This is a genomic window from Shewanella sp. Isolate7 (assembly GCF_022398425.1).
Taxonomy (GTDB): Bacteria; Pseudomonadota; Gammaproteobacteria; order Enterobacterales; family Shewanellaceae; genus Shewanella.
The window spans coordinates 38,214-52,045 of record NZ_JAKEVJ010000036.1 but is presented as its reverse complement, the minus strand read 5'-3'; the positions used below and the strand labels follow the sequence as shown (position 1 = coordinate 52,045).

The window sequence follows — 13,832 nt, the reverse complement described above, 5'->3', positions numbered from 1 at the left end:
ACGACCTAAAGCGGTCAATGTAAGACGGTCTGAATCAATGAGAGCCCGGCAGGCAACCATGAGGGTATTTAGACGCTTTTGGTGAATTTCTGGGCAATGTTGATAGAGAGATTGATGTAAGATAGTTAACGCTTGCACCTTGGAAGTCCGTGATTGGTTTTTGTTTGCGCTTAATCAGATCACATTCCAAGGTGCAAGTTCACTCTAATCTCATGATTTATCTCAAAGTTATCAGGGGATTCCTCAGCGTGGAGCGTATAGGGACATATTCAAACAACATCCCTGTTTAAATGCCAGCTCGGCATCCATGCCTCTCGTTCGTAGCTCGAAGCTTTGCTTCACTCACCGTGCCAAAATTGTGTTTGCACATACGTCGTTCTTTCACATCCCTGTGATCACGACATTGGTACTTCCTTGTACAGCACCCGCCGGGCAGGCGTTAGGTTGCAGTGAAGGTACGCTTCAAAGTGTCCCAGATAAATAACCTCGTTGGTTGTCGTTACTCAAGCGAATTGAAATTCCCAAATCTATATTCGAAAACGAAAACCTTTGGCTTAAACAAATTGAGCGCTTGATATGCTAATCGCCATCAATTCCGCAAAATCGAAGAGACGTTAGATAACCTGTGTAGATGCATCTGCGGACGTCGATGGCAGGGATGCCATCGTCGAGCCTCCAGGGATGGATTTACGGCGTGTAGCAGATGTATCTGCACATAAGCGAGCCGCAGGCTATTAACTAGGTTGAAGGAGTGACTTTCAAATATCTAGTCAATAGGATTCAAGGTAGATGTGTGAACAAGGTACGTCTGTGGCTAGGCGATAGCTAGCCACAAAAAAACGCCCATTAAGGGCGTTTCTTATAAGCGGTAACCTAAACGCAATTAGGCTTTCTTAGTCGGCATTAACGCCGGAATGATAAACACCGCCAGGGCAATCAGGTAAGTGCTGAAGGCGACCACCATCCACTGTGACATAGTGATGCCAAACATCTCCCAGGGGATGTCGGTGCACATGCCGGTAGGCAGAAAGAGTGAGGGGAACCATTCGTGTAGTGGCATCCACTCGGGAAATTCCGGCAGGAAGGAGCAGGTGGAGAAAGGCGACGGGTTAGTCTGCATCTCTACCAGTTCCAGTGCTAGCTTGAGGCCCCAGGCCGCGCTAACGCCCCATACCAGTACCCCGAGAAAACGTATCAGTCGATAGCCATGGCCGATGATGCCGATGAGGCCGGCGGTTAATACGCCGAGTACCGCGAGGCGCTGATAGATACACATGACGCAGGGGTCGAGTTTCATCACGTGTTGAAAGAAGAGGGCACAAGCTTCCAGGCCTAGGGCAGTCAGTAGCAGTATGGTCCAGGCTAAGCGAGACTGTGCGAATCGGGTCAGGGCACTCAACGATATTCTCCTATAAAAAAACGCCTCTAACTGCTAGAGGCGTTTTTAAGACTTTACGAAACTAGATAAGTTCAGTCAATCAACAAATTAGTGTCTGGTGACGACTAATATCGGCCCCTAAGGGCCGGTTAATTGACCGAAGGCTCATCAATGGCCGGTGACGGCGCCTTTTGCCGCTTCCGCCATAGAGTGGTGGATCAGCATGTTTGAATCGTAGAAGTATTGGGTCATGTCGCTGAGGAAGCCTGTCTCGATGGCCACAATACCCACGATAGACAATACGATAGTATAGGGCAGCGCCATCCACACCATACGACCATAAGAGAGCCTGATCAGCGGAGCGATGGCCGAGGTCAGCAGGAAGAGGAAGGCAGCCTGACCGTTAGGCGTCGCCACAGATGGCAGGTTGGTACCCGTGTTGATGGCAACCGCCAGCAGGTCGAACTGATCGCGGGTGATCTGGCCATCCAGTAGCGCGGCCTTCACCTCGTTGATATAGACGGTACCCACGAACACGTTATCACTCACCATAGAGAGCAGGCCGTTGGCGATATAGAAGATCACCAGCTGGGTGTTGCCTTCGTAGCTCAGTGCCCACTGGATCACAGGCGCAAACAGCTGTTGGTCGATGATCACGCCCACGATGGCGAAGAAGACCGCCAGCAGTGCGGTGAAAGGCAGTGCCTCTTCAAACGCCTTACCCAGGGCATGCTCGTTGGTGACGCCGTTAAAGGCGGTGGTGAAGATGATCACCGACAGACCGATAAGACCCACAGAGGCCAGGTGGAAGGCCAGACCCACGATGAGCCAGATGCCGACGAAGGCCTGGATGACCAGCTTGATCTTGTCGTGGTTGGTGCGGCGTGCATCTTCATAAGAGGCATAGTCAGACAAAATCTTATGTACCGCCTCGGGCAGCTGTTGGCCATAGCCAAACCACTTGAATTTCTCTACCAGGAAGCAGGTCGCGATACCCGCGATAAACACAGGAATGGTCACCGGGCCCATGCGCAGGGCAAATTCACCAAACTGCCAGTTGGCCTGCGCGGCGATGATCAGGTTTTGCGGTTCACCCACCATGGTGCAGACGCCGCCTAATGCGGTACCGACACCGGCGTGCATCAGCAGGTTACGCAAGAAGCCACGAAATGCCTCTAGCTCGTCTTCACACAGGGGATGCCCCTCGCCGTGACTGTCAGAGGTGTGGTCGTGATCGTCGGCAAAGTTCTTGCCAGATGCCACCTTGTGGTAGATAGAGTAGAAACCCACGGCCACGGCGATGATAACGGCAATCACGGTCAGCGCATCGAGGAAGGCCGACAGGAAGGCCGATGCCACACAGAACATCAAGGAAACCACTACCTTAGAGCGGATCTTGGTGATCATCTTGGTGAACACGAACAGTAGCAACTGTTTCATGAAGTAGATGCCGGCGACCATGAAGATCAATAGCAGCAGCACTTCGAGGTTGGCTTCGATCTCGTGCAATACCTGTGTGGGGGAGGTCATGCCGATGAATACCGCCTCGATGGCAAGTAAACCGCCGGGTTGTAAGGGATAACATTTCAGCGCCATGGCCAGCGTGAAGATGAACTCGACTACCAGTAACCATCCGGCAACAAATGGATTGAGGTAGAAGACGATCGGGTTGATCACTAAGAATGATAAAATTGCGATTTTGAACCACTTAGGAGAATTTCCTAAGAAATTGTCAATAAACGCCTGACTCATGGTCACAGGCATGGCATCCTCTCATCTATATAATTTTTTTTTGACAGAAAGTTAACGAACAGTCCGCTGTTCAATTCAGTGTATCCTAATGATATGTAGAATTTAATACCTTTTTAGCTCAGATTGCCTAAAAACAGACATTAACTGCAATCTATATCACAAGCTTGTTGATGTGGTCTCTATTTTGCTCATTATTGCGATCTGAGTCCTTGATCTTATCCAGTAATGTTACGGATTAGGTTTCCATTTTTTGCCGCTCTGGTATGATCAGTGCCCAAGATAACTTTGAATAAATTGGAATAGTGGCCTGATGACAACTGTCCCCCAAGTACCTGTAACGCCTAAAGACAAAGATATTATTGAAGCGAAGGGTCCTGCGAGCTTTGCCGAAAAGTATATTGTTCGTTCGATTTGGGAGGGAAAGTTTCCACCCGGTTCCATATTGCCAGCCGAACGCGAATTGTCTGAACTGATCGGCGTGACACGTACGACACTGCGCGAAGTGCTGCAGCGCCTCGCCCGCGATGGCTGGTTGACCATTCAACACGGTAAGCCGACTAAGGTTAATGATATCTGGGAAACCTCTGGGCTTAACGTGCTTGAGACCATCGCCGAGCTTAATCCTGCCGGTGAGCCTGTGCTGCTGGAGCAACTGCTGTCGGCCCGTACCAACATCAGCGCCATCTACTTTAAGGGCGCGGTGCGTTACAACCCAGACAAGGTATTAGAGGCGTTAGCGCCACTGGCGACCCTAAAGGATGATGCTAAGGCCTTTATCGAATTCGATTACCATCTGCATCACACCCTGGCTTACCATTCTGGCAACCCGCTTTATGTGTTGATCCTGAACGGTTTCAAGGGCCTCTATAGCCGTGTGGGTGAAGAGTATTTTGCCATCGAGAAGGCGCGCGAGCTGGCGCTAGACTTCTACCAGGCGCTCGAAGCCTTAGCCAAAGAGCACAACCACAACGACGTGCCGGTATTGATGCGCAGCTATGGCATCAACAGCGGTAAGGTGTGGCAGCGTTATAAGGCGAACCTGATGCAGTCGGCCGAGGCCAACCAGGGCTAAAAGTTCTGTCTAAAAGACCTGTTTAAAGACCCTGTCTAAATAAAAAAGCCGCTCTTAGAGAGCGGCTTTTTTATTAGTGTCTGTACTGGCTTGCTGGTTAGCGCAGGTTAGGGCGCTAGTCGATGTCGAAACTGTAGTAGATGTCCAGGGTCTTAGAGATGGTCCCCGAGACACTCTCAAGATAGAGCTGAGACATCAGGTAGTAACGCACCGTCATCTCATAGCCGGGGTTGAACACCCCCACACCATACTTGACCATCAAATCGTCTCCGATAAAGCCGCTGATGGCGACCTTACCGTCATCATTGGCGTCAAACTGCACGTTAGAGATCCCTAGCTTCTCGATGATGTTGGATGCCGAGCTGCCCAGGTTACCAAAGGCGTTCTTGCCCAGCTGATTGCCCAGGGTCAGCGCGGCGCCCATCATCAGGGCGCTGTTTTGATCCGAATCGTTACTGTTAAATCCGGTTCCCTTGATGATGTAGGAGAGGATCTCGGCCTGCTCCTTGGACGGGGTAGAGAAGAGGGTCACTATGGGTTTCTGCGGCGTGCCGGTAATGCGCACCCCGGCGATCACATCTTCATCCTTAATCTCTCGGATCGCCTCGATATTCAGGTTAGGCACCGCCATAGGACCAACAAACTGCACCTCACCGGCCTTGATCGATAGGGTCTGCCCCATAAATTTGTAATTGCCGTTCACCACCTTGATATCGCCATAGAGCAGCGGCGGCTTAAAGGCGGCCTGGCGCAGTTCCAGGGTACCGACGAGCAGGCCTCTCAGGCCCATGCCATCGACGACGAGCTTGTCGCCGACCTGGATAGCTATCTGGCTGGTGACCGCTATGGGGTCTTTAACCTGTACCTGACTGGCGAGGCTGTCGTTGAAGACCACGTCGTCAGATTCGGCCACGCCGCCCTCGGGGAGCTGAGCTATGGTGATATGGCCCGAGGGGACGTCCAGCTTGCCGCGAATATCCAGGTGTTTATTGCTAAAGCCGATGTCAATGTCCGGTGACACGTCCAGTATCGCCAGCGGCGGCTGAATGATGGCCAGCTTGTTGCCGCTGAAGTTGAGTTTGCCATTGAGCCCCTCTGTCCAGTCGATATCGCCTTCTATGCCGGCCTTGCCATCGCCCATGGTCCACTGACCCGCGACCCGTCCCGTCTGTCCCTGCAGGGTGAGCTTGAGGCTGATGTTATCCAATAGCGTGGGGTTGGCGGCCGCCGCCAGTTGGCCGTCGACGAGGTCGACCGTGCCGCTGAGATCCGGCTCATCCAGCGTGCCGCCCAGTATGATGGCGCTGGATACCTGGCCGCTGAGGACCTCTAGCTGCGGCGTAAAGTCGGACAGGGCATGGAGATCGATATCCTTTAAATCTATCTTACCGCTTAGCCTGTGCTCGGGATCGGTACTGATCACCAGCTGACTGTCTATCTTGGCAAAGCGCTCGGATTCCAGCTGTGCGTCGATGCCGAGTTGCTGCTCATCCAGACGGGCTTTGAGGTTGAGGTAGCGATACTGGGCCTGGATCTGTCGCTTGGTGGTGGTGAGATCGAACTGCCCCGGTGCCATGGCCAGTGTCAGCTGACCGGTAGGCTTGGCACCCTTGGCCCATTGAAACTCGCCATCGAGCTGGGTTGGGCCTTGCCATTTGAGGTTTTCCGGCAGCACGGGGGCCAGCAGGGCGCCGAGATCGCCTACCAATTGCAGGCGGGTATCGCCCTTGTCACCGAACTCGGCGGGATCGGTCAGACAGAGACTGGCGGCATCATGGCGCCAACAGAAGGGGGAGAGTTGACCCTTCGCCTGTTGGTTGTCCCAGTAGAGGTCGATAGGTTCGTCCAGCGCCATGGGGCCCAGGCGTGAATTGAGGCTGATACGCTTTATCTTGGCATCGAATCGCTGCGCCTTTTCATCATAGGTTGAGGCGATCGAGGTGTTGAACTGCAGATCGCCATAGGTCTGCAGGCCCAGTTTCTGCCTGGTGATATCTCCCTTGACGCCTAGGGTGAGGTTACTCAGCTCCATGCCTTGCCCCTTGATGTCCGAGGATTTCAGCGACAATGCAAACTGGTGCGCATCCTGGGGACGGTAGAAGGCGATAAGCTTGGCCTTATCGACAGTGATATCGGCGTACTTGAGCTCTATGGTATCGGCATTGATGGCGACTTCGGGGTGCTCATCGTCGCCGGATACATTGATGACCGCCTCGATGGCACCGCTGGCGCTCGGATCCCATAGGCTCAGGGCTGGCACGCTCAGTTGACCATCCAGTGCCCAGACATCATCCACCCGCCCGGAGAGGGTTAACTGGGACTCGAGGGCGTCGATTTGCAGATGCTCTGCGTTAAGTTGGAACTTGTCATTCAGGGCGATATCCCCCTGAACCTTAAGTGGATATTGGTCCACATGCCCCTCAAGATTTGCCTGGCTGATGCCTATCGACCAGGCCTTATCACTAAATTCCCCCTTACAGTGCAGGCTGCCATTGATCAGGGTTGCGGGCAGGGGCTGCTCGGGCGCGATGTTAAGCTGGGCGAGATCTAAGCCCTGAGTGTTGGCCGCAAGCTGCCAGCTAATGGTCTGGCCGTAACCGAGTGCGCCGCTAAGATCCAGCTTGCCCATCTCGCTGTCGACCCTGAGTGTGGCGACCTCAAGCTGCTGATCCTGGTGCGACAACTCGGCTTCCAGGGTTAGCCAGGGATGGTAGGGGGTCCTTAGCTCGCCGTTAAGCTTGAGCCGTTGAGCCTTTAGGCTGCCGCTCGATTCGAGGGTTAATGCCTTGGCCTCATATTGGGCCTGCCCCAGTGGCCACATCAGGTGCGGGCTTAACAGGTGTAACTCGTAGGGCAGCGCAGCTGTGCTCAGATTGGCCTTGGCATCTAAGTCAAGCACCAGATGCCCTTCGCCCTTAAGCTTGACGGCAAGGTCTGCGAAACCGCCTTTTATCTCGGCGTTAAGGCGTTGACGCTTGAGCTCGGGCAACTCGCTGACGCCGTTGGCGTTGAGATCGGCCTGAAGGTGAATCGCCATGGGATAATCTTGCGTCAGGCTGATCTCACCGTCGAGCTGCGCCTTGCCGTAGTCGTGGCTGAAGGCCAGGTTGTCCAGGGTGATCTTATAGCCGAGGTAGCTGCCCGCGAGGTCGATGGCGGCAAAGTTATCGACACGCTCGCCGAGCCTGAGCTGGCTGTCGATCAGCTGCGCACCGTCGATAAAGATAGGCATGGGGATCTCGACCTCGGGCAGTTGGCTCAGGGGCCAGTCTGTCTCATCTTGTCGACTTGCTGTTGCCTGCGTCTGTGCCTGGACTGGCGTAGGTACTTGAGTCTGAGTGTTTGTCTGAGTATTAGGCCCATTGATAGCCTGAGAGTTAGCCTGAGTATTAGCATGAGCCGAGCCCTCGCCTTGCCCCAGGGGGATAGACACCATCAGCCCTTGGCTGTCGAGACGATTGACCCGTAGGCCCGTCTCGAGCCAGCTGGCCTTGGCCGCAAGATCGTCTGCATTAAACTGCATCTGATTCACCCGCACGCTGATTTGCTGCAGGGCGCTCTGGTTGAGGATAATGCCGAAGGGCAGGGTGAGCGGGTCATCGTCCTCGATTTGCTCAACGGGTGGTTTTTCCTCCTGCGTCGACGATGCCAGCTTGTCGGTATCTATCTCTACCCGCACCGCATCGGCGCCAAGGGAATCGACGCAGAGCTGACGCTGCAGCAGACACAGGGGACGCCATTTGAGGCTAAGCCCCTCTGTTTCGACCTCTATGCCGGCCATCTGCCATTTGGCATGCTCCAGTTTTAGCTGGCCATTGAGCGTGCCGCCGCCATAGCTTAGGTTTACGTCTGGCACTAAGAGATCGGCGAGATTCACCGCCACATGACTGCCAAAGGGGGTACCTATCAGTATGGCCAGCAGGATAAGCAGGGCCAGCGGCAGATAGAGCAGCACGCGAACCAGGTTACGCAGCCAACAGGCCAGGCGGTACAGCAAAGATCTTGGCCTTTGCGCCTTTTCATTAGCGGGCGTTTCGCCTTTAAGCCCCAGGGCCTGCTCCTGAGACGGGGTTAAATCATCGGGCGTTTCTATCATAGCTCGGCCCCCATGGTGATATGAATGCGCCAGCTGCGATCCACTGTGTCTGTCTCTTTCAGACCGACGCCGAGATCCAGCTTGATCGGCCCTATGGGGGAGATCCAGTGGATGCCGCCGCCAACCGAGACGATGGGCTCGAACTGCTGACTGTCGAAGGCGCTACCGGCATCGATAAAGCTGGCGACTCGCCATGTCGGGGTAAGATAGTACTGATATTCCAGGCTGCCGACCAGCAGATAGCGGCCACCGACCACCACGCGGGCCAGCTGACCTTCACTATTGGTATAGTCGATATAGGGGCCGAGTTCGTGATAGCTATAGCCGCGGATGCTTTGATCGCCCCCGGCGAAGTAGCGTAGCGAAGGCGGTACCAAGGGCAGTTCGTCATCTTTGACCAGGTTGGCGCCCAGATCCAGCCGGGAGACAAACCTGTGTTTGTCGAAGAAGGTGTCTATCCACTTAAACTTGGCCTGTAGCCGAGTCAGGCGCAGATCTGAGCCCAGTGTCGGGTCGGCATGTTCCAGGCTGTAATATTGAAAGAAGCCCGACTTAGGATCCAGACTCTTATCGCCACGAGTGGTTTTCGACAGGCTGGTGCCCAGCAGTAAAACGTCGGGATTATAATCGATATCCGACTGAGCATATTCTTCGTTGATGGCATCCAACGAATAGGTAAACAGCCATTGATTCTTCAACCGCTTCTGCCTGACGACCCCGACGAGTTTCTTGACCGATTCCAGCTCACCTGTGTTGCGAAAGTCGCGTTTATCGGCGTCATAGACTTGGGTAACCCCATACTTATCCCTGAGCAGGCCGACACGTATCTTGAGCTGATCGTCCAGCGGATGGCTCATGGGGATGGTGTAGGTGGTCAGAAATTTTGGCCTGTCCGGCGACCATTCTACGCTGCTCTCCTGGGAGTGGCCGTAACGATTGATCTGCGGCGTTCGCCAGGTGACCCTGACTCTGGGCTCGATATTATTGTCGATGGAGTTGCCGACGTCGGCGCCCAAACCTAGCTCGATAGAGTGACTGGGCCTTGGGGTGACCTCTACCCGAATGGGAACCCTGTCGTCCTGCATCTTATCGAGCTGAGGCAGCACCTTGATGTTGGTGAAGTAGCCGGTATCGACTAGCTCCCGGTTGAGTGCACCTAATTTACCCGTGCTGTAATGGGAGTCGGGCTTGAAGGGGATCAGGCGGTCGAGAAAACCCGGCACCAGGTCGTGGCCGTTGAAGCTCACCTCACCGATGCGATAGCGCGGGCCTGAGTCGTAATGCAGACTGATCTGTGCGCTGTCGAGATCCCGGTTGACCACTATCTGGTTAGTGAGGTACTTGCCTTCGAAATAGCCCCTGGCCAACGCATAGGTGAGCAGCTGAGACTTGATCGCCTCATATTCACCATGATTGAGCACATCGCCAGGCTTTAGGCTGATCTGCTCGAGCCAGTCGTTGACCGCCTTGTCATCGAGGATCTCGCCTGTCAGTTGAATGTCGATCCACTGGATCACCGTCGGCGCACCTGGGGTGATAGATAGGCGCAGGGTCCAGGGGCCGGTTTCCGGGCTCTCCAGTTGCTGGTCTATCTTGCCCTTGTAGTAGCCGAGGGAGTGCAGCGCGGCCTCGATGTTTTCATCGGCGTTGAAGATAAAGGCGCGGCGTTGCACCTCAGAGCTTGGCAGGGCGCCAAGGTGAGCCGTGATGTTGCGTTTAAGCGCCTTGTCGGCGCCGTCGATCTCGACCGTTAACCAGTCGCTCGCCCAGATTGGCGATACCCCCATGCACAGGCAGAGTAGGGCGAGTGTCGATAGCCGGGATAAGGTCGCAAAGATCCGCAAGAAAAAGGCTCTATCTAGTTGAAAAGTTTGTTGCTGTTTATTGTCGCAGATTATGGAGGCCAAGCAAGATGATGATTGTAATTAATGATGAAAATCGGTACAAAGAAGGCAAACAATAATGAGGAAGCCTACCGTGAGAAGCACTATTACCCCCACCCTGATAGCCGGCCTGCTGGGCCTGTTGATGAGCACCTCTGCTGCGGCCGAGAACCAGCCGTTTTCTATCGCCATCCATGGCGGTGCCGGCACCATCTCTAAGGCCAAGCTGACCGAGGCGCAGCAGCAAGCCTACCGTGACAAACTCAAGCAGGCGGTGGATGCCGGTTACAAGGTGCTGGAAAAGGGGGGCGATAGCCTGACGGCGGTGACGACGGCCATCAATATTCTCGAAGACAGCCCACTGTTTAATGCCGGTAAAGGCGCTGTCTATACCTATGACGGCACCCACGAGATGGACGCCTCCATCATGGATGGTCGCACCCTCAATGCCGGCGCGGTGGCCGGTGTTAAACATATCAAGAACCCTATTAATCTGGCACGCGCCGTGATGGAGAAGTCGCCTCATGTGATGCTGTCGGGCCAAGGCGCTGAAGAGTTTGCCCTAAGCCAGGACTTTAGCCTGGTACCTGTGAGCTATTTTGATACCGACAGCCGCTACCAGCAGCTCATTGATGCGAAGGCCAAGCTGAAACAGGCCGAGAGTGAGTCGGGTGGCAAGCCGGATTACCAGGCATCGGTAGACTACCTGGATCTGGATTATAAATTTGGCACCGTGGGCGCCGTGGCCCTGGATAAGCAGGGCAATCTGGCCGCCGGTACCTCAACCGGTGGCATGACGGTTAAACGCTTCGGGCGTATCGGCGATTCGCCGGTGATCGGCGCGGGCACCTATGCGGAAAACCAGGTGTGCGCCGTGTCGGCCACCGGCCATGGTGAGTACTTTATTCGCTACCATGTGGCGGGGGATATCTGTGCCAAGGTGAAGTATCAGCAAAAATCGATTCTGCAGGCGGCGGATGAGGTGATCAATCAGCGACTTATTACCGCGGGCGGCACCGGCGGGGTGATCGCCATCGACCAGCGCGGCAATATTGCCACCCCATTTAACACCGAAGGCATGTACCGCGCGACCCGTAAGGGCGGAGAGCAGGCTAAGGTTATGATTTGGCAGGATAACTGATCTGCGTTATCGGGCTAAAAATTTAATTTAAGTGAGGCTCGCAGCCTGTGTTGCGAGCCTTGTTTTCATCTGCCGTTTGCACTCTTTGCGAGTTCCTCGATTAACCTGGGTGACACTTCCTTAAAGGCACGCTTCACTTACTTAAGATAAGTGGATTGTGCTGCAAAAGCTTGTTGCCGTTATCGAGCATCTGGATCTCTGGTTTATGGATATCTTCGTCTCACTGAGCTATGACACAGATGGCGAGTTAGTGTCCCAGTCGTGGAAATTCAACAACGGCAGCAAGCAGACCGGCCCTGTGGCCTTCAGCTTTGGACATCGCGCCGGCAAGGTGAAACTCACGGTTGAGGATAACGATGGCCTCAAGGGTAAGGCTAAGCTGAATTTCTAGTGCTGAGTTTTTCATGATTTGAAAAGGCCGCCTCAGGGTGGCCTTTTTTATGCTTAATTTAGCGATAAGTTTTAGGGAAGATGCGAATAAGTCCCTGATGTGAGATCATAGCTACATAGTAAATCACAGCCATTACCGCCCATGAGCCAACAGTTAACTTTTGCCGATAGTGAGTTTTCCAGCAAGCGCCGCCAGACCCGTAAAGAGATTTTCTTATCTCGGATGGACAACCTGTTACCATGGACTCAACTGCTGGAAGTGATTGAGCCCTTTTATCCAAAAGCGGGCGATGGTCGTCGTCCCTATCCACTGGAAACGATGTTCCGCATTCACTGTATGCAGCAATGGTACAGTCTGAGTGATGAGGCGATGGAAGATGCGCTTTACGAGATTGCTTCGATGCGTCAGTTTGCACAACTGTCACTGGATAAAGCCATTCCTGACCGCACCACCATCATGAATTTCAGGCACTTGCTGGAAAAACACAAACTCACTCGTAAGTTATTCAAAACGGTCAATCAATGGCTGTCGGATTGCGGTGTGATGATGACGCAAGGAACATTGGTAGATGCCACGATTATTCAAGCACCCAGCTCCACTAAAAATAAAAAGAATGAACGTGACCCGGACATGCATCAGACTAAAAAAGGNCGTAAGTTATTCAAAACGGTCAATCAATGGCTGTCGGATTGCGGTGTGATGATGACGCAAGGAACATTGGTAGATGCCACGATTATTCAAGCACCCAGCTCCACTAAAAATAAAAAGAATGAACGTGACCCGGACATGCATCAGACTAAAAAAGGCAATGAATGGCACTTCGGTATGAAAGCTCACATTGGCGTGGATGCAAAGAGTGGCCTCACCCATACGTTGGTGACCACCGCCGCCAATGAACATGACCTGAACCAGTTGAAAAATCTGTTACATGGCGACGAGGAATTCATCTCTGGTGATGCTGGTTATCAAGGCGCGGAAAAACGCGAAGAGCTAGAAGATACTAATGTGGAATGGCTGATAGCAGAGCGTCCCGGCAAAGTTCGGGCGCTGAAGAAGCATCCCCGCAAGAATAAAACCGCCATCAACATCGAGTATTTAAAAGCCAGGGAAGGTGCGAATAAGTCCCGTGCTTGCTCTGCGTGTGCTTAAAGTGGATAGATGCTAGGCACAGTTTGCAGCGAATGGCCCTAGTCCTTCGCAAGAACTGTAACGCAGCAAATACCGCTGTAAGCCTCGCCCTGCGGGGCTTTGATAGCAACACCATTTCGGCGTTATTCAACTTCAGCAGGCCTCGGCATGCCCTCAGTTGAATGCCTTGAACTGTCGCTGCTATCAAAGCCAGAGCTGTGCGACNTGCTTGCTCTGCGTGTGCTTAAAGTGGATAGATGCTAGGCACAGTTTGCAGCGAATGGCCCTAGTCCTTCGCAAGAACTGTAACGCAGCAAATACCGCTGTAAGCCTCGCCCTGCGGGGCTTTGATAGCAACACCATTTCGGCGTTATTCAACTTCAGCAGGCCTCGGCATGCCCTCAGTTGAATGCCTTGAACTGTCGCTGCTATCAAAGCCAGAGCTGTGCGACGACTTGTTCGCACCTTCCTTAGGCAATAGCCGTTTAGGCGACAAGGGAAATTAAAAAGGAGAGGCGAGTAAAAAGGAGAGTTAAAGGGAAAGATAAAGGGAGAGTTAAAGGGAAAGAAAAGTGTGAATATCAATAAGCGACGCATAGGCGTCGCTTATTCGTTCTGGTTTTGCAGCTTAAGCTGCTTAAGAGTAAAGCCGCTATTTCTTGACCCACTTACCCTGGGGGGTCTGAATGTAATGGCCCTTGGCGGCGGCCGCTATCGCCTTTTCGGCGGCAAGCTTGGCTACGTCATCGACGCTTATCTGGTTTTTACGGGCGATCTTTTCATAGTGGGCCTTACGCTTGGCGTTGACCGACTTGGCCAGGGCGCTTGCTTCGCTGTTGTTGACCACCACACCGAGATAGCCATTGACCTGTTCGCCCACTAACCCCCGCGCCTTGGCGTCTTGCAACGAGATGGCGAAGGCATTGAGGCTGAGAAGAAGTCCGGCCATGAGGACGAGTATTTTGCTTTTCATTGGGATCACCTTATACCT

At 53.6% G+C, this 13,832-nt stretch carries 9 protein-coding genes and 2 pseudogenes; 5 read left to right on the top strand and 6 right to left on the bottom strand.

The annotated features are described in order from the left end of the window. The 3 genes and pseudogenes from L1D47_RS10905 to nhaB all read right to left on the bottom strand — a co-directional run. Positions 1–138 (bottom strand): annotated as a pseudogene (locus L1D47_RS10905) (IS4 family transposase); the annotation flags it as partial. Between the two features lie 745 nt (positions 139–883). After that, a complete protein-coding gene (dsbB, locus tag L1D47_RS10900) occupies positions 884–1,399 on the bottom strand; it encodes a disulfide bond formation protein DsbB (RefSeq protein WP_239884792.1) in 516 nt (171 codons plus the stop codon). Positions 1,400–1,546: 147 nt separating this feature from the next. Next, positions 1,547–3,142, bottom strand: a complete 1,596-nt coding sequence (nhaB, locus tag L1D47_RS10895) for a sodium/proton antiporter NhaB (protein ID WP_239884790.1) — start codon at positions 3,140–3,142, stop codon at positions 1,547–1,549. 298 nt (positions 3,143–3,440) lie between these two features. Between nhaB and fadR the strand changes: the two genes are divergently transcribed. Then, on the top strand, positions 3,441–4,202 hold the full coding sequence (gene fadR, locus L1D47_RS10890; protein WP_239884788.1) for a fatty acid metabolism transcriptional regulator FadR: 762 nt from the start codon (positions 3,441–3,443) through the stop codon (positions 4,200–4,202). Between the two features lie 115 nt (positions 4,203–4,317). On the opposite strand, the gene L1D47_RS10885 is transcribed toward fadR, so the two are convergent. Then, entirely contained in the window at positions 4,318–8,298 is a 3,981-nt protein-coding gene (locus L1D47_RS10885) for a translocation/assembly module TamB domain-containing protein (RefSeq protein WP_239884787.1), read from the bottom strand. Next, positions 8,295–10,085, bottom strand: a complete 1,791-nt coding sequence (locus tag L1D47_RS10880) for an autotransporter assembly complex family protein (protein ID WP_239884806.1) — start codon at positions 10,083–10,085, stop codon at positions 8,295–8,297. The genes L1D47_RS10885 and L1D47_RS10880 overlap by 4 nt, the downstream gene beginning before the upstream one ends. A 241-nt stretch (positions 10,086–10,326) precedes the next feature. On the opposite strand from L1D47_RS10880, the gene L1D47_RS10875 reads away from it, so the two are divergent. From L1D47_RS10875 to L1D47_RS10860, 4 genes and pseudogenes are all read left to right on the top strand, one after another. Next, on the top strand, positions 10,327–11,322 hold the full coding sequence (locus L1D47_RS10875; protein WP_239884804.1) for an isoaspartyl peptidase/L-asparaginase: 996 nt from the start codon (positions 10,327–10,329) through the stop codon (positions 11,320–11,322). Positions 11,323–11,479: 157 nt separating this feature from the next. After that, on the top strand, positions 11,480–11,713 hold the full coding sequence (locus tag L1D47_RS10870; RefSeq protein ID WP_239884785.1) for a hypothetical protein: 234 nt from the start codon (positions 11,480–11,482) through the stop codon (positions 11,711–11,713). Between the two features lie 141 nt (positions 11,714–11,854). Further along, a pseudogene (locus L1D47_RS10865) lies at positions 11,855–12,363 on the top strand (IS5 family transposase); the annotation flags it as partial. Beyond that, complete coding sequence (locus tag L1D47_RS10860) at positions 12,344–12,862, top strand: IS5 family transposase (protein ID WP_275661434.1); 519 nt, start codon at positions 12,344–12,346, stop codon at positions 12,860–12,862. The pseudogene L1D47_RS10865 and the gene L1D47_RS10860, both read left to right, overlap by 20 nt. Before the next feature lie 631 nt (positions 12,863–13,493). Here L1D47_RS10860 and L1D47_RS10855 read toward each other — a convergent pair. Beyond that, the gene (locus L1D47_RS10855; RefSeq protein ID WP_239884783.1) at positions 13,494–13,814 is read right to left on the bottom strand and encodes a YdbL family protein; all 321 of its coding nucleotides are present in this window, start codon (positions 13,812–13,814) and stop codon (positions 13,494–13,496) included. Positions 13,815–13,832: the final 18 nt, after the last annotated feature.